This window comes from Actinokineospora spheciospongiae, assembly GCF_000564855.1.
Classification (GTDB): domain Bacteria; phylum Actinomycetota; class Actinomycetes; order Mycobacteriales; family Pseudonocardiaceae; genus Actinokineospora; species Actinokineospora spheciospongiae.
Genome location: NZ_AYXG01000118.1, coordinates 1 through 16915 on the forward strand (window position 1 = coordinate 1; position 16915 = coordinate 16915).

12 protein-coding genes are annotated in these 16915 nt (G+C 72.6%); 3 read left to right on the forward strand and 9 right to left on the reverse strand.

What is annotated here, in order from left to right; all coding sequences use genetic code 11:
* Positions 1-683: 683 nt before the first annotated feature.
* Positions 684-2609, forward strand: a complete 1926-nt coding sequence (locus UO65_RS16410; RefSeq protein WP_052021248.1) for a CocE/NonD family hydrolase — start codon at positions 684-686, stop codon at positions 2607-2609.
* A 157-nt stretch (positions 2610-2766) separates the two neighbouring features.
* On the opposite strand, the gene UO65_RS16415 is transcribed toward UO65_RS16410, so the two are convergent.
* The 7 genes from UO65_RS16415 to UO65_RS16445 form a co-directional block, all read right to left on the reverse strand.
* Positions 2767-4563 carry a non-ribosomal peptide synthetase gene (locus tag UO65_RS16415; protein ID WP_052021249.1) on the reverse strand — a complete coding sequence of 599 codons (1797 nt, stop codon included), beginning with the start codon at positions 4561-4563 and terminating at the stop codon, positions 2767-2769.
* A 235-nt stretch (positions 4564-4798) separates the two neighbouring features.
* A complete protein-coding gene (locus UO65_RS16420; RefSeq protein WP_035283433.1) occupies positions 4799-5287 on the reverse strand; it encodes an anthrone oxygenase family protein in 489 nt (162 codons plus the stop codon).
* 131 nt (positions 5288-5418) lie between these two features.
* Positions 5419-6558, reverse strand: coding sequence for an acyl-CoA dehydrogenase family protein (locus UO65_RS16425; protein ID WP_035283435.1), 1140 nt, complete (start codon positions 6556-6558; stop codon positions 5419-5421).
* On the reverse strand, positions 6555-7775 hold the full coding sequence (locus tag UO65_RS38620) for an FkbM family methyltransferase (RefSeq protein ID WP_052021250.1): 1221 nt from the start codon (positions 7773-7775) through the stop codon (positions 6555-6557). The genes UO65_RS16425 and UO65_RS38620 overlap by 4 nt, the downstream gene beginning before the upstream one ends.
* A complete protein-coding gene (locus tag UO65_RS16435) occupies positions 7772-8866 on the reverse strand; it encodes an alpha/beta fold hydrolase (RefSeq protein WP_052021251.1) in 1095 nt (364 codons plus the stop codon). Before UO65_RS16435 ends, UO65_RS38620 begins: the two co-directional genes overlap by 4 nt.
* Positions 8863-9798, reverse strand: a complete 936-nt coding sequence (locus UO65_RS16440; protein ID WP_035283437.1) for a chlorinating enzyme — start codon at positions 9796-9798, stop codon at positions 8863-8865. Before UO65_RS16440 ends, UO65_RS16435 begins: the two co-directional genes overlap by 4 nt.
* A gap of 2 nt (positions 9799-9800) precedes the next feature.
* A complete protein-coding gene (locus UO65_RS16445) occupies positions 9801-11480 on the reverse strand; it encodes a non-ribosomal peptide synthetase (RefSeq protein ID WP_052021252.1) in 1680 nt (559 codons plus the stop codon).
* Positions 11481-11774: 294 nt separating this feature from the next.
* On the opposite strand from UO65_RS16445, the gene UO65_RS16450 reads away from it, so the two are divergent.
* Together UO65_RS16450 and UO65_RS16455 are read left to right on the forward strand one after the other, a co-directional pair.
* On the forward strand, positions 11775-13187 hold the full coding sequence (locus tag UO65_RS16450; protein ID WP_233427617.1) for an ATP-grasp domain-containing protein: 1413 nt from the start codon (positions 11775-11777) through the stop codon (positions 13185-13187).
* 191 nt (positions 13188-13378) lie between these two features.
* On the forward strand, positions 13379-13897 hold the full coding sequence (locus UO65_RS16455) for an RICIN domain-containing protein (RefSeq protein ID WP_084175684.1): 519 nt from the start codon (positions 13379-13381) through the stop codon (positions 13895-13897).
* A 104-nt stretch (positions 13898-14001) separates the two neighbouring features.
* On the opposite strand, the gene UO65_RS16460 is transcribed toward UO65_RS16455, so the two are convergent.
* Entirely contained in the window at positions 14002-15294 is a 1293-nt protein-coding gene (locus UO65_RS16460) for an alpha/beta fold hydrolase (protein ID WP_200873385.1), read from the reverse strand.
* Between the two features lie 94 nt (positions 15295-15388).
* On the reverse strand, positions 15389-16903 hold the full coding sequence (locus UO65_RS16470; protein WP_052021253.1) for an FAD-binding protein: 1515 nt from the start codon (positions 16901-16903) through the stop codon (positions 15389-15391).
* Between the last annotated feature and the right edge of the window lie 12 nt (positions 16904-16915).

Below are 16915 nucleotides of genomic sequence, written 5' to 3' on the forward strand. Positions count from 1 at the left end.
GGTGGAGCGTGATGGGCAGTCGGGCGAGTGGGTGAGTGAGTGGGTGAGGTGGATCGGGGCGGAGCTGAGGTCGGGCGGGGTGAGGTGAGGAGGGGTGAAGTGTCCTTTGTGGCAATCGGCTGTTGCCGCACTGGGAATGATCTTGATGGGTGACCGTCCACCGGTGGGGCGTTGTTAACTGTGCGTTGCGATGTTCTCCGGATCTATCGAATGGGTGAATGAGTGTGGAGGATTGAAGGGGCTTCCTCGACGGCGCGGGCGGGCTGTTGGCGTTCATTGGTCTGGTGCCCGCGATCGGGGCTGGAGGGGGGTGTGCGGTTTGCCGGGATCGCTGTTCGGGATCGAGGACCGGGGTGCGACCTGGGCGGGTGGGGGTCGATTGGCCCAGTGGGTGGTCCTGGTCGGGGCGCTGCGAGTGCTCTCAGTGGGTGGGATTGACGGGTGGGCGGGTGGGGTTGGTCTTGATGGGGGATGGCGTGAAAATTGTTCTCGTTTGGGGTTGGTGAGTCTTCATGGCGGAAAGGGGGTGCGCTTTCGGGGAGTGCGTGCGGGGTATCAGGCAGTTGGTGACAACTTTCATGTTCCGGCCGTGGAATGGTTCAGCGGTGGACCTGGGAAACGGGCGGTACCGGATCGGGGGATGACGCTTGTCGGACCAAGTGGTTGCGAGGTACAAACACCGAATGCCCGCCCTCCCCGCCTTCCTTTCCCGCTTTCTCGCCGTCGCCCTGCTGGCCGGGTTGTGCCTGGTCGGCTCCGGGCCGGTGGCCGTCGCCGACTGGACTCCCGCGCCCGCCTCCTACGGGATGGGCGAGCAGCGGGAGGTGCCGGTCACCATGGCCGACGGCACCGTGCTGCGCGCCGACGTCTACTTCCCCACCAGACCTGACGGCACAGCCGCCCCGGGGTCGTTCCCCGTGGTGCTGACCCAGACGCCCTACGGCGCGTTGATGAGTGCGGCGCCGGGGTTGACCGATCCGGATGCGGGGCTGACCCTGCTCGGTGGTGGGAACAAGTACCTGGTGCAGCGCGGGTACATCAACGTGATCGTCGACGTTCGGGGGACCGGGGGGTCGCAGGGGACCTGGGACTTCCTCGGGCAGCGGGAGGCCCAGGACGGGGCTGCGCTCGTCCGGTGGGCGGCCGCGCTGCCGAACTCCAGTGGGGTCGTGGGGCTGGATGGGGCCTCGTACATGGCCATCAACCAGTTCTTCACCGTCGCCGAGTTGGGGCCGGGGTCGCCGGTGAAGGCGATGTTTCCGATGGTGCCCAGCATTGATCCCTACCGGGACATGGTTTTCCCCGGCGGGAACTTCGGGGCGGCGTCCAATGTGGTCTACCTGGCCCTCACCGGGTTCATGCAGTTGGTCAACGCCGTCACGGCGGGCAACCCGGACCTGCTGGTGGTGCTGTTGCAGCGGGTGGCGGGGCTGCTGACCTTCCACGTCAGCACGCTCCTCCAGGGCACGACCGACGGTGAACTCGTCTACGACGGGGCCTACTGGCAGGCGCGCAGCCCGCGCGGTGTGCTCGACGACGTGGTCCGCTCCGGGGTGCCCATCCAGATGATGGGCGGGTGGGACGACGTGTTCGAGCGCGGCCAGCTCCACCTCTACAACGACCTCCAGTCGATCGCGGCGGGTGGGCGGGCCGGGCAGCCGATGCGGCCGGAGCAGGCCGTGGACCCCCGGTACCGGTTGACGATGGGGCCGTGGCACCACGTCACCGTCGGGTCCGGGATCGACGTGGACCGGTTGCGGTTGCAGTGGTTCGACCACTACCTCAAGGGCCTCGACACCGGGATCGGCGGGCCGACGCTGCGGCTGAACGAGGTCGGCACCGACCGGTGGGTGGGGGCGACGCACTTCCCGTTCCCGCAGGCCACTCCGACCGCGCTCTACCCGCGCGCCAACGGGGGGCTGTCCACCACCGCCTCGACCACGTCCGGCTCCGACACGATCATCTATACGCCCGCCGCCGTCCCGTGCAACCGGGGGTTGGACCAGGCGACCGCCGGTGGGCTGGTCGCGGTGTTCAACGCGTTGCGGATTCCGCCGCCGTGCGCGCACAACGACAACCTCACCCAGTTGCCGCTGCTGGGGCAGACCTACACGACCGAACCGTTCAGCACGCCGCAGGTGATCGCCGGGCCGATGTCGGCTTCGATCGTGGCCACGTCCAGCCGGGCGGACACGCAGTTCGCCGTGACCGTCTCCACCGTCGCGCCGAACGGGGTGTCCACGCCGGTGAGCAGCGGGTCGCTGCTGGGGTCGCAGCGGGCGGTCGACGAGGCGCAGAGCTGGCGGGCGCCGGACGGGAACTACCTGCTGCCCTACCACCCGTTCACCCGGGAGGCGGCGCAGCCGGTGCCGGTGTTCTCCCGGGTGCGCTACGACATCGAGGTGCCCACGACGGTGGCCCGGGTCGAAGCCGGGCACCGGCTGCGGGTGACCGTGTCCAGCGCCGACACGCCCCGGCTGCTGTCCACGCCGCTGGACCTGCTCAACCAGCTCGGCGGGGTCTACGGGATCAAGTGGGGGCCGGGCGGGTCGCTCGTGGAGATCCCGCTGGCACCCGTGGACGCGTTCGCGGAGGCCCCGCCCGCTTGAGGTCTGCCGGTCTGGGGTTCGGCCTTCCGGGGGTCGGGCTGATGGGGCTCGACCGCCTGGATCGGGGGCTGGTCGGGTCCGGGCGGTCGCCCGCGGTGTTCGGGGCCGCGGGCGACCGGTCCGGTGGTCGGGAGCACCCACCTGCCGGGGTGGCGGGTCAGTCGGCGTGGTTGTGGGCTCGGTCTTGGGAGTGGGGTGCGGCGAGGGTGTGGGCGTCGACCTCGGCGGCGAGGGTGGCGATGGTGACCTCGTCGGGGTCGGCGGTGGTGGTGTCGGGGGGCAGGGTGATGCCGAAGTGGTGTTCGACCCTGGACAGCAGGTGGCGCAGGGATTCGCTGGTGCCGCCGAGGGTGGCGAAGTCGTCGGTGAGGGTGGGGGTGGTCTGGGTGTTGAGGGCTTCGCGCCAGAGTTGGGTGAGCAGGTGCTGGGTGGTGGTGCGGCCGGGGTTGGCGCGGTCGACCTCGCCGTCGCGGGTGCGGGGGAGTTCGGCGACCGGGAGGTAGCGGTGGGGGCGCAGGTGGTGGGGGAGGGCTTCGGCCACCCGGCCCGCGACCTCCAGGCGCAGCCGCTCCCACCAGACCGGGTCGCCGGTCACGCCCGGTGGGGGGACCACGTAGGCGACCAGTTCCGGGTCGCCCGTGGTGGCGGTGGTGGTGACGAGGCAGGCCTCCACCTCGGGGTGCTGGTTGACCACCGCCTCGACCTCCGCCGGTTCCACCCGGTGGCCGCGGACGTTGAGCTGGTCGTCGGCGCGGCCCAGCCAGGCGAAGCCGCCGTCGGGGAGGGGGCGGACGCGGTCGCCGGTGCGGAAGGTGCGCTCGCCGTCTCGGACCACGAAGCGGCGGGCGGTGCGGGCGGCCCGGTTTAGGTAGCCGCGGGCCACGCCGGGGCCGCTGACGAACAGTTCCTCGCCCGCCAGGTGGAAGGTGACGCCCGGCAGCGGGCGGCCGATGGGGCTCACCGACGGGGCGTCCAGGTCGGCGGTGGTGAGCCGGTGGCAGGAGGCGTGGACGGTCGTCTCGGTGCTGCCGTACGTGGTGACGAGCTGGGGGCCGGTGTCGCCGTGCCGGGCGAACCAGGGGCGCAGGGTTTCCACGTCCACGTGTTCACCCGCCAGGACGACCGCGCGCAGGCTGGGTGGAGTCGGGCCTGCGGCCTGGAAGTGGCGGAACGCCGTGGGGGTCTGGTTGAGCACGGTCACGGACTCGGCGGTGACCAGCGCGTGCAGGCGCCGCGCGTCGCGGGTCACCGCGCGGGGGACGACGACGAGCCTGCCCCCGTGCAGCAGGGCGCCCCACAGCTCCCAGACCGAGAGGTCGAAGCCCACCGAGTGCAGCAGGGGCCAGACGTCGTCGGCGCCGAACCCGAACCGGTGGTCGGTGGCGGTGAACAGGTGCAGCACGCTGCGGTGCTCGACCAGCACGCCCTCGGGGGCGCCGGTGGGGCCGGAGGTGTGCATGACGTAGGCGAGGTCGGTGCCCGCGACCGGGGCGGGCGGGGTGGGGGTCGCCACCTCGTCCGGGTCGTCGATGAGGACCGCGGGGACGTCGGGGGCGAAGCCCGCGGTGCGGGTGGTGGCCAGGACCACCGGGGCGGCGCAGTCGGCCACCAGCCAGCGGATGCGCAGCTCCGGGACGGCGGGGTCGACCGGCACGTACGCGCCGCCGGACAGCGTCGCCGCGACCAGGCCGACCACCAGGTCCAGGCCCGGGTCGGCGATCAGCGGCACCGGCGTGTCCGCGCCGACACCCGCCGCGCGCAGGGCCGCCGCCACCCGCTCCGCCCTGGCGGCCAGGTCGCGGTAGGTCAGCTCGCCGTCGTCCGCCGTCACCGCGACGCGGTCGGGGTGCTCGGCGACCGCGAGCCGGAACGCCTCCGCCAGCGACCGCGCCCGCGCGGGCGGTGGCTGCGCCCGCCGGTCTGCCCGCTGGGCCGGGGGTTCGGCGTTCGGCATCGGTTCTCCTGCGCTGGAGCGGAATCCGGGCGACCGGCCACGGATTCGCGCTGTGGCGGAAGGGTTTCCTCGACGGTCGAGCGAAGACGCGGTGTGGGACGGGTTCATGGTGGCCGGGGGGTCGGTTGTCGTCAACCACCGTTGGTGGTACGTCACTCGTGCACGTGCGGATGCCCGGGAAAGCGCGAAACCCCGCTCCACGGCCGGGAGCGGGGTTTCGCGGCGATCCCGGTGCTCAGGCCGAGCCCGCCGCCAGCAGCGACCAGCACATGAACGCGACCGCGGCGATGTTGAACACCGAGCGGATGTGGTTCCAGCGCGTCCACGGGCCCTCGTAGCGGGTGCGGACCCCCGCCGGGTCGGTGATGTTGCCGCGCTTGACGGTCTTGTCCAGCATGTCGTTGAGCGGGACGTTGAAGCGGCCGGTGAGCATGAACGAGATGAAGTACGCGCCGAAGGCCAGCACCAGCGGCAGCAGGACCGACCGCTCGCCCCAGTGCAGCGCGATCGCGGCGATTCCGAACAGGACGGAGCCGACGTAGCAGAACATGAACCAGCCGTTGAGGATGGCGGAGTTGATCCGGGCCATCACGTCGATGAAGGTGCGGTCGTCGGTGCCGCGCAGCCCGATCATGACCGAGATGGAGAAGCCGAAGAACAGCCCGGCGACGATTCCCATGGTGATCGTGGTGAGCACCAGCAACACCACTCGGACGGTTTCCACGACTCAAGCACCCCCTGGGTGGCAAGAACAGATCGGACTTTCCACCCATATTCAACCGGTCGCCGCCACCGGGGTCCATACGCGACAAGCGCGGGTCTGTAAGCCTGCGTCTCGCGTTCACCCGACCGGGGTCAGGGGTGGTCGAGCAGGGCGGCGGCGATGAGGTCGCGCATCACCTCGCTCGGGCCCGCGGCCATGGTGGCGGCCCTGGCCTCGGCGTGCGCCCTGGCCACGGGGGAGTCGGCCGCGTAGCCGGGCGAGCCGTGCAGTTGCAGGCACCGGTCGGCGACCTCGCAGGCCAGTTCGGTGGTGAGCAGCTTGGCCATGGACGCCTCGGTCGCCGGGAGGTCGCCGCCCGCCAGCCGCCGGACCGCGTCGTAGGTCAGGTGGCGGGCGGCGTGCAGGCGGGTGGTCAGGTCGGCGATCGTGTGGCGGGGCGCCTGCCTGCTCGCCAGCGGGGCGCCGAAGGCGTGCCGGGTGCGCAGGTGGTCGCGGGTGGCGTCGAGGCAGTGCTCGATGCCGCCGAGGGCGAGGGTGGCGGCGACCAGGCGTTCGAGCTGGAAGCCGCGCATGAGGTAGTAGAAGCCGCTGTCGCGCTTGCCGATCACGTTCGAGGCGGGGACCCGGGCGGCGGTGAAGCGGAGTTCGGCCGTGGCCGCGCTGTGCCAGCCGGGTTTCTCCTGCGGGGTGGCCTCGACGCCGGGGGTGGCGGTCTCGACGACGACCAGGGACACGCCGGTGGGGCCGGTGCGGGCCTGCCCGGTGCGCGCGGCGACGACCAGGAAGTCCGCGGTGGTGCCGTTGGTGATCATGGACTTGGTGCCGTCGAGCAGGAGGTCGTCGCCGTCGGGGGTGGCGGTGACGGCGAGCGCGCCGAGGTCCGAGCCCGCCTGCGGTTCGGTGACGGCCAGCGCCGCGACCGCCGTGCCCGCGATGGCGGGGGTGAGGTACCGGTCCTTGAGCGCGGCCGACCCGTGCGCGGCGAGGTAGTGGGTGGCCATGTGGGAGTGCACGGCCACCGCCGCCCGGAACCCGCTGTACCCGGTGCGGCCCAGTTCCTCCAGCAGCACCACCGAGCGGAACAGGTCGTCGGTGGTGTGCAGCAGCCCCAGGTAGCCCCACGACCCCAGCCGCTCCCAGGCGTCGCGGGGGATGGCGCGGGCGCGTTCCCAATCGGGCAGGTGCGGGAGGACGTGCGCGGCGAGGGTGGCCCGCACCCCGGCGCGGAACTCCTCGTGGGCCGGGGTCAGGTGCACCGAGCGCGGGGTCATCGGACGGCGTCCTCCAGCGCCGCGGTCAGGTCGGCGAGGCGGGTGGCGGTGAACACCGTGTCCGGGGCCAGCACGTCCTCGCCGAGTCGGTCCTCGACCTGGGCGATGAGCCGGACGGCGGTGAGGGAGTTGCCGCCGAGGGCGAAGAAGTCGGCGTCGGGGTGCACGGCGTCGGGACCGAACAGCCCCGCCCACACCTCGGCCAGCACGGCCGCGGCCGGGGTCCGCGAACCCGCCTGCTCCTCGGGCACCTCGTCCAGGGAGCGGACGAACACGACCCGGTCGACGCCCAGTTCCGCCGCCAGGTCCGGCGGTGGCGCCCAGGTGACCCCGTTGCCGGGGCGGGCGTCGGGCCTGCGGCCGTAGACGGTGTGGCACGGGGTGTCGACCAGCCGGGGGTCCTGGTCGTGGGCGGTGGTGAACCCCTTGTCCGCCAGCAGGTCCAGGGTTCGCCGCAGGCGGCCGTCGAGGTCGTGAACCTCGACGGCGATCTGGCGGATGCGCGGCCACGTGGCGTCGTCGATGCCCGCCAGCGCCTCCTCCTCGGCCTTCTCCACGTCCAGCTTGAGCAGGTCCACGGTCCGTTCGCCGATCACCGCCGACAGTGTCGTGACCGGCACCCGCCGCACCACCGGGGCCATCCGGTCGGCGACGAGGCCGGTCAGGTCGGCGTCGGTGTCCCCGGTGACCAGGTAGGCGTGCAGCACCGCCTGGTCCTCCGCGGCGTCGGCGAAGCGGCCGGACATGACGGTGTTGCCGGGGTAGAAGGTGAACTCCGCCTCGCCCGCCCGGTCGCCGACCGCGGCGGCGACCACGGTGACGTCGGCGCCGTGCAGCGCCGCGTTCGCCGCGACGGCAGCCGCGGCCTCCGGCAGCGGCTCCACGGCGATGATCGTCGCGCCGGGGCTGTGCGCGGCGGCGAACAGGCTGAACATCCCGATGTTGGCGCCCGCGTCGACCACCACGGCGCCGTCGGGCAGGGCGATCCCGTGCCGCAGGTAGGCGTTGTCCGCCCAGACCTCCCGGTGCAGGAACTCTGTCTCGGTGCGGTTGATCCCGGCGACCGGGAACCCCGGCACCGGCTCGTGCCAGGCCAGGGGGTCCGGCAGGGCGGTGTTCAGCGCCCGGTGCGGCAGCGGGGCGCGCACCGGGTCGGGGACGACGTAGGCGGTGCCGCCGCGGACGACGGCGGCGCTGACGGCGGGGTGCTCGGTCATCTCGGCTCCGGGTCTGTCTGGTCGCTGTGGCGGCGGGGGTCGGGGTCGGCGATGAAGCCGGTGGCGAGGGTGAGCAGGTCCTCGCCCGCGTCGAAGGCGGACAGGTGGTCACCGGTGGGGAACTCGACCAGGGCGGCGTTCGGCAGGGCGGCGGCGACGTACCGCGACCCGGCCGGGTGCGCGGTGGTGTCGGCGCCGCTGGTGACCACCAGGGTCGGCTGCGCCGCGGCGGCGGCCAGCGGGCGGCAGTCGGTGGTCATGATCGCCCCGTTGAGGGCGCCGTAGCGGTACAGCAGCTCCGGGGTGGCGTACGGGTAGTAGAGGTGGTGGGCGATGTCCGCGCGCAGCGTCGCCAGGGCCTGCGGCCTGCGGAACAGCCCGTGCAGCGACGCCGCCTTCGCCCTGGACCGGCCCGCCATGGTCATCAGCGCCTGGACGTCGCGCTGGTGGGCGGTCTTGGGCGCCGCCTCCCCCAGTTCGTAGTCGCCGTGCCACAGGCTCAGCGAGCCGACCCGGTCGGTGCGCGCGGCGGCGGCCAGCGCGATCGGCGCGCCCCCGCACAGGCCGACCAGGTGCGCGCCGGTCATGCCGTGCGCGTCGAGCAGGGTGAGCAGGTCGGCCGCCTGGGTGTCGACGCCGGTGGCGCCGTCGTCGAACTCCGGGGTGAACAGCCCGCGCGAGTCCCAGGTGAGCACCCGGTGCTCGCGGGAGAGCCGGTCGAGCCAGCGGGAGATGAGCCCCACCGGCATCCCGCACGCCGACACGACCACCACCGGCGGCCCGTCTGCGGGTCCGGACAGGTGGCAGCGCAGCGGCACGCCGTCGGCGGCGGGCACGACGGTGGGGACCGGCAGCGGTTCCACCGCCCCCACGGGCTCCGACCAGTCCACCCGGGACAGCCGGGCGGTGATGACCAGTTCCGCCGCCGACAGCCCCGTCACGTCCGGCACCACCGACACCCCGGGCAGGCCCAGGGTGTCGGTGAGCGCGGAGAGCACCGGCGCGGCGGCGGCGGGCAGCGCCGCCCGCTGCGGCGGGTCCAGGGCCAGCAGCAGCGGGGCGACGTCCGCGACCGCCGCGCGGGCCGTCACCGGCGGCGGGTGGGGAACGGGTGGCCCAGGGTCGTCTCGGTGGCGATCCGGTTGTGGTCGAAGGCGTTCTCCCCGCTGACCAGCACCGCCCCGTAGCGCTCCAGGCTGACCTGCCCGCCGTACTCCTCGATCCGCTCGGTGTCGGGGTAGATCCGCACCGAGGTCGGCACGTACCGGGCGGCGAAGCCCAGCCGCATCTGCTTGCTCAGGCCGCTGTGCGGGTGCGAGGCGTGCATCAGCGTCGACCAGAACACGATGAACTGGCCCGCGGGCATCTCCATCGACCGCGCCTGCGACTCGTCGGGCTTCCAGTCCGGGTCGATCTGGAGTTCGCGGTAGTCGTAGCCGAAGAAACCGCGCCGCACACCGTCCTTCTCCACGTTCGTGGCCTGCTCGGGGTCGTAGTGCATCCGCTTGGTCTCGTCGTAGTTCATGCTCTGGTGGGTGCCGGGGATGAACTGGAGGCACCCGGTGTCGACCATCGCGTCGGTGAAGGCGCACCACACGGTGATCGTGCCGCCGAAGTCGGACCCGTTGGGCCACAGGATCTGCGGGGTGCCCGAGGCGTTGGCGAAGGTGTCGGCCTGGTGCCAGTCGGTGCCCTCGTCGCCGGGGTACTTGGGGAAGAACTCGGTGCGCCAGCACAGCACGTCCGGGCCGAGGATGCTGCTGACCCGGTCGACGATCTGCGGGGAGCAGATGTGGTCGGCCAGGAACGCGTTGTCCAGGTGCCGGTCGTAGTTGGCGATGTTCGTGGCGCCGGACTTGGCCGCCTCGTCCTGGTAGACCGCGTCGGAGCGGTCCATCAGCCGGATGCGCTCGCGGCGCCAGGCCTGGGTGATGTCGTCGTGCTCGTAGAGCGGGAACGGGCCCGCGAAGCCGTTCTTCTGGAACCCGGCCAGTTCGTCGGGGGTGAGGGAGAAATCGGTCACGGTCAGCCTTTCGTCGCTGTGGTGGCGCGCTCGACCGCCGCGGCCAGGGAGGACACGGTGACGCCGTCGAGCAGCACCGCCAGGTCGAGTTCGGTGCCGAAGTGCTCGTTGACCCTGGTGAACATGCGCAGCAGGCTCAGCGAGGTGCCGCCGAGGTCGAAGAAGTCCAGGTCGTGGTCGACCGCGTCGGCGCCGAGCACCTCCCGCCAGATCCGGTCGACCTCGCCCTCGGTGCCCTCGGCCACCTCGCCGCCGGTCAGCACCGCGGCCCGGTCGAGCTTGCCGTTGCGGGTCAGCGGGAGCGCCGCCACCGGGAAGTACGCCGAGGGCCGCAGGTGCCGGGGCAGCGCCTCGGTGACCAGCGCGGCCAACTGCGAGCGCAGGCGTTCCCAGCGCACCGGGTCGTCGCCGACCCCCGGCGGCGCCACCACGTGCGCGACCAGCCGCACGTCGCCGTCGCCGTGGTCGCGGGCGCCGACCAGGCAGCCCGCCACCTCGGGGTGCCCGCCGAGGACCGCCTCCACCTCCGCGGGCTCGATCCGGTAGCCGCGCACCTTGAGCTGGTCGTCGACGCGGCCCAGGTACTCGTACTCGCCGTCGTCGCGGCGGCGGACCCGGTCGCCGGTGCGGTAGGCGCGCTCGCCGTCGAGGTCGACGAACCGCTCGGCGGTCAGCTCCGGGCGGTCGAGGTAGCCGCGGGCCACGCCGACCCCGGTGACGTACAGCTCGTCGCCGCGCAGGTGGAAGTCCAGGCCGGGCAGCGGGACCCCGATCGGGCTGACCCTCGGGTCGGCCAGGTCGGCCGGGGTGATGCGGCGCAGCGAGGCGTGCACGGTGGTCTCGGTGATGCCGTACATGTTCACCACCTCCGGGCCGTCGTCGGCCTGCCGGTCGAACCACGGGCGCAGCAGGCCGACGTCCAGCCGCTCCCCGCCGAGCACGACCAGGCGCAGCTTGTCCGGTGGCGCGCCGGTGCCGACGAACTGCCGCAGCGCCGACGGGGTCTGGCTCAGCACCGTGACCCCCTCGGCCCCGACCAGCGCGCGGAAGCGGCCCGGGTTGCGCGAGACCTCGTGCGGCACCACGACCAGCCTGCCGCCGTGCAGCAGGGCGCCCCAGACCTCCCACACGGAGAAGTCGAAGGCCACCGAGTGGAACATCGTCCACACGTCGTTCTCGTCGAAGCCGAACCGGGACCCGGTGCCGCGGAACAGGTTCAGCACGCTGCGGTGCTCGACCAGCACGCCCTTCGGGGTGCCCGTCGAGCCGGAGGTGTGGATCACGTACGCCAGGTCGGTGTCGCGGACCGGCTCGCCACCGGGGTCGCCCTCGACGTCACCGGGGTCGTCGAGCAGGACGGTGGTCGCCCCCGGCACCAGGGCCGCCGTGGCGGTCGTCGCGAGCACCGCGGGCGCGTCGAGGCCGTCGAGCAGCAGCCGGACCCGCTTGGGCGGGGTGTCCGGGTCGACGGGCAGGTAGGCGCCGCCCGCGGTCACCGCCGCGACCAACCCGACGACGAGGTCCAGCGAGGGTTCGGCGAGCAGCGGGACCACGGTGTCGGCGCGCACGCCCGCGGCGCGCAGCCCGGCGGCGACCGCGCCCGCGCGCTCGCGCAGTTCGCTGTAGGTCAGCTCGCCGTCCGGCGCGGTCACCGCCACCCGCCGGGGATGGCGGTCGGCCATGCGGGAGAATTGTTCGGGAAGTGATTGTGCCTGCCGTTCCACGGGGTGAGCGGTGTGTGGCATCTGCTTCTCCTGCGGTGGGCGGAATCGTGGGCGCAGCGTGAACGGACACCCTGGGGCGTCGGTACTTCCGTGCGGATTCGGTGAACACCCTGCCGGGAGTGGGCAGGCACTTTCATGTTGGTCTCGGGCCGGTGCTCCGTCAACCACTGATGGCAGTACGCTTCGCGTTCCATTCGGAGAGGGAGTCGGGAACGCATGGTAATCGAAACCGACGATCGTGCCGCCTTTCGGGTGACGCAGCGGGACCTGGTGGACCCGTTCGGTTCCGCCCGTTCGCCGCGAACGGTGCTGGTCGTGCCCAGCATGACGCTCGACAGCGCCGGTCTGGTGAAGATCCCCGGGGTGAACCACTACGAGGAGCGGTTCCTTGTCTTCCTGCAATTGCTGCGGGACCCGGCCGTGCGCGTGGTGTTCGTCACCAGCGAACCGATTGCCGACGCGGTCGTCGATTATTCCCTTGGATTGTTCGGCTGCACCCGCGAGCGGCTGACAATGCTCGACTGCGGCAGCCGCGACCCCATTCCACTCACTGAGAAGGTGCTCCGGCGGCCGGACCTGCTGGCCGCGCTGCGGGCGCTCGACCCGTCGGTGCTGGTCGCGTTCAACGGCTCGCCGCAGGAGCGGGCGCTGGCCGTGCGGCTGGGCGTGCCGCTGTTCGCCGCCGACCCCGACCTGGCGGGCCTGGGCTCCAAGACCGGCTCGCGCAGGCTGTTCGCCGAGGCGGGGGTGCCGGTCGCACCGGGGTTCGACGGGCTGCGCGACACCGGTGACGTGGTGGCCGCGCTGGCCGACCTGCGCGCGGCCGACCCGACCGTCGGCTCGGCGATCGTCAAGCTCAACGACAGCTTCGGCGCAGGTGGCAACGTCGTGTTCAGCTTCGACGGCGCCCCGGGGACCGGCCTGGCCGACTGGGTGCGCCGCGAACTGCCCGGCCGCGCGGTGTTCGCCTCGCCGCCGGACTCGTGGGAGGACTACGCGGCCAAGGTCGACGAGATGGGCGCGGTGGTCGAGCGGTTCGTGACCGCCGACGAGACCACCTCGCCCTCGGCGCAGGTGCTGCTCGTCGACGGCGCGGCCCGGGTGCTCTCCACCCACGACCAGGTGCTCGCCGGGGCGGAGAAGCAGATCTTCGTCGGCTGCACCTTCCCCTCGCGCGCGGAATACCGCACGCAGGTGCAGGACATGGCGCTGCGGGCGGGAACGGCCTTGGCCCGGGCCGGGGTGAGCGGAATCGCCAGCGTCGACTTCGTCTCCGCCCGCACCGGGGACGCGTGGCGGCATTTCGGGTTGGAGGTCAACCTCCGGATGGGTGGTGGTACGGCACCGTTTCTCATGCTGCGCGGATTGGTTCCCGGCGAATACGACCCGAGCACGGCCGAGTTCCGCGCCGAGGACGGGACACCCCGTTCCTACTTCGCCACCGACCGGGTTCTCCGCCCGGAATACCGGGCGCTGCGACCGGCGGACCTGATCGGCGTTCTCGACACCGAGCGGTTCGACCCGGAATCGCGCACCGGGGCGGCCGGTTACATGCTCAGCGCGGTGGAGATCGGCCGCTTCGGCGTCGTGTACGTCGACCGCGACACCGCCCTCGCCACCGCCGGGTACCGCAGGGTGGTCGCGGGCGTCGACGCGCTCGTCTGACGGCGTGGGAGCCGAGGGGTTCGGGCTCCCCTCGGCTCCGCGACCGGACGACACCCACCGGTGTCGGGGCACCCGTGCGTCACCTGGACCGGTGATCGGGGTGGACGGCGGTGTGAACCGCGTTGTGCCCGCCCCGCGGATGTGACCAAGGTGGACGGACGCATGACCGACAGCCATCGGAGGACCGCACGATGTTCCGTTCCACTGCCCGTGGTGCCGTGATGACCGCCCTCGCCGCCGCCGCGCTGGCGGCTCCGGCGATGACCGCCACCGCGACGACCGACCCCGGCCAGCACCAGATCGTCCCGGTGCACAGCGGGAAGTGCCTCGACGTGCTGGGCGCGAACCCGGGTGACGACACCAACATCGTCCAGTCGACCTGCGACGGCCGCGTCAGCCAGCGCTTCTCCGCCAAGTCCGCGGGCAACGACACCTGGCTGATCTTGTCCGAGGCGACCCTGAAGTGCTTCCAGGCGACGCCCGCGGGCCAGGAGGGCGGGGACGTCGTGCAGCGCACCTGCGACGGCAGCCCCGTCCAGCGGTGGCGGGTGGAGGGCGAGGCCGCGCACGGGTACCAGGTCGTGTCCGGCCTCACCGGCCTGTGCCTTGAGGTGGCGTACGCCTCCCCGGAGGACGGGGCCGAGGTGCGCCAGTACCCCTGCCACGGCCAGGCCAACCAGCGCTTCTCCTTCGACGGCGTCCCCGCGTGACGTGAGGTCCGACCGGGGGTGACCGGTTCCCGGCCACCCCAGGACGCGGTGGTGCCCGGTCGGCGCACGGCCGACCGGGCACCACCACCCGGCGAGGGCTCTGCTCAGCCCGCCAGCTCCAGGATGACCTGGGTGAGGCGCTCCGGCGCCTCCAGCGGCAGCATGTGCCCGCAGCGCGGCACGCTCTCGAACCGCGCGTTGGGCAGCGCGTCGGCGACGGCGGCACCCAGCTCGGGCTTGATCACGGTGTCGGCGTCGCCCGCCAGGACCACGGTCGGGACGGTGACCGCGGCGAGGGCGGCGCGGAAGTCCATGCCCCGACCGGCGGCGAAGAACGCGGCGCGGGTCTTGCGGTCGATGGCGGCGAACATCGCGCGGTTGGTCTCGCTCACCGACGGCAGCGGCTCCGGGCCCAGGGTCGAGCCGAGCATCTTGCGACCCAGCGGCGCGCGGCGCAGCGCCCAACTGAACACCGGGTTGCCCATCAGGCTGATCTCGCTGTCCGGGGCGTCCTGGTCGTGCGCGGCGGTGGCGAACAGGGCCAGCGCCTTCACCCGCACCCCGGCCTCGGCGGCCCGGTTGGTCACGTACCACTGGGCGGCGAACCCGCCACCGGAGTGGCCCGCCAGCACGGCGTCGCGGACATCGACCGCGGCGAGCACGTCCGCCAGGTCCAGGCCTAGGCGCTCGACGGTGATCGGCGCGGAGCCCAGCGTCGAGGCGCCGTGGCCGCGGTGGTCGTAGGAGACCACGGTGTGGCCCGCGTTCAGCAGGCGGCGCCGCACGCCCGCCCACGCCTCGCGGCCCGCGGCCCAGCCGTGGCTGAGCACGACCGTGCCCAGGGAGGGGCCCGCCGGGGTGGCGACGGTGACGGCGATCTCGGCGCCGTCGGAGGTGCGGACCGTGGAGTCGAGCGAGCCCGAGGTGGCCGTCTTGCCGCTGAGCAGGGCGTTGAGCCGGGTGAACGCGCCCTGCGCGCCCTCGGAGTGCTGCTGACCGACGTCCGACAGCTTCGAGATGACCTTCATGAAGCCCTGCGGGGCGGCGTTGAAGTGCATCGACAGCTTGGTGCGGTTCCCGGCGGCGGGCTCGACGAAGAACTCGCAGGAACCCAGGAACGAGCCGGAGACGTAGTCCGCGGCGATCCGCCTGCCCGGGTCCACGCTGGTGGTGCGGGCGATGAACTTGAACTTCGGGCCGCCCTGGTCGACGCCCTTGGCGTGCACGGTCACCTCGGTCTCGCCGAGGAGTTCCTGCGGCGGGCGGGCCCCGGCCTTGAAGGTGTTCTTCGGGGTCCACCACCTGCCGCCGCCGTTGAGTTCGCTGACCAGCTCGGCCCAGACCTTGTCCGGTGTGGACTCGATGTAGTGGGTGTCGATGATGTCGTACGTGGGCATCGTGTGCCTCCCTTGAGCAGAAGGGTGAGTGCCTCCTTTCGGGGAGGCGGGGAACGGGGTCGGGGGCGCGGTGACCGCGCCCCCGACACTGGGATCAGCCGAAGAAGCCCTGACCCGGGGTGAGGACGTGGTCCGGGTCGTAGCGCCGCTTGGCCGCGAGCAGGCCGTCCCAGGCGGGGCCGAAGTGCCGCCGCCACTGCGCGCGGGTCATGCCCGGGATGGCGCCGACGAGGTACCGCTTGCCGCCCATCGCGACGGCCCGGTCGTAGAGCCTGCGGTTCTGCTCCAGCATCGCCGCGATCCGGGTCTCGCCCGGCGGCGGGAAGCGCAGCAGGTCGAACAGGTAGACGATCGGCTCGTCGGCCCGGGAGAACAGCGGCTGCCTGACCTTGGCGGTGTTGATCGGCGACAGCACCGAGAAGCCCGCGCCCAGGTCGGCGGGGGTCAGCTCGGGCACGACCGACTCGACGAACCGCTTGACCGTCGAGGCGGGCATGATCAGGCTCAGCCACGGGTGCGGCTGGGCCATGAAGTCGTTCTCCTTGAGGAAGTCCTCCCAGGCGTTGGCCCGGAAGACCCAGTCCAGGTACGGCAGGGGGTAGATGTCCGCGGCCGACCGCACGTCGCGCAGGCCGTTGAGCAGGGCGGCCTGGTCGGGGTTGACGGCGTAGGACACGGCCTCCAGCCGGTACCACCAGCCGGAGTCGTCCGGCTTGCGGGCGAGTTCCCCGGACTGGTGCTCGAAGCGGCCGTCGCGCAGCAGCTTCTCCTGGTCGGCCAGGAAGGTGCCCAGGTTGTCGTAGAACAGGGAGAACACGAGCGCCGAGGTCGGCGCCGGGATCATCTTGACCTTGAGCCTGGTGATGATCCCGACCTGCCCGCCGCCCGCGAGCGCGGCGTGGAACAGGTCCGCGCGGGTGGTGGGGGTGGCGGTGAGGACGCGGCCGTCGCCGGTCACGACCTCGATCTCCTGGACGGTGTCGGCTTGCAGGCCGTACTTCGCGGTGCCGCCGCCGATGCCGCCGACACTGACCGTGCCGCCGATCGACAGGTGCAGGTAGTCGGTCAGCGCGGGCGGGGTCTTGCCCTTGGCGTAGCCCGCGGTGACCAGCTCGCCCCAGGTGACCCCGGGGCCGACCACGGCGTGGTTGCTGCCGATGGTGTGGATGGTCGCCAGCGCCTTGGCGTCGATGGACACGCCGCCGCGGACCTGCGCCTGGCCGTAGCAGGAGTGCGACTCCACGTCGGCGTCGCGCCCGCCCTGCCCGTTCACCGCGACCTTGAGGCCGAGGCGGCGGGCGTACTGCACGACCTTGACGATGTCGGCCACCGAACCGGGCCGCAGCACGGCCTTGGGCAGGTCGTGCACCAGGCCGCCGAAGTCCTTGCCGAACGCGGCGAGCGCGCCGGGGCTGTACTCCAGCGTCCCCTCCAGGCGCGGGGCCGCCACCAGGCCCGGGGTCCGGGTCGCCGCGTCCGCGGTGACCCAGGAACCCGTGACCGTGCTGAACCCCGCCACCGCCGCCCCGACACCGAGGCCCTTGAGCAACCCGCGACGGCTCAACGCCGGCTTGCCCGCGTCGATCGTGTCTGCGTCGATCCTGCCCATGTCCCCTGTTCC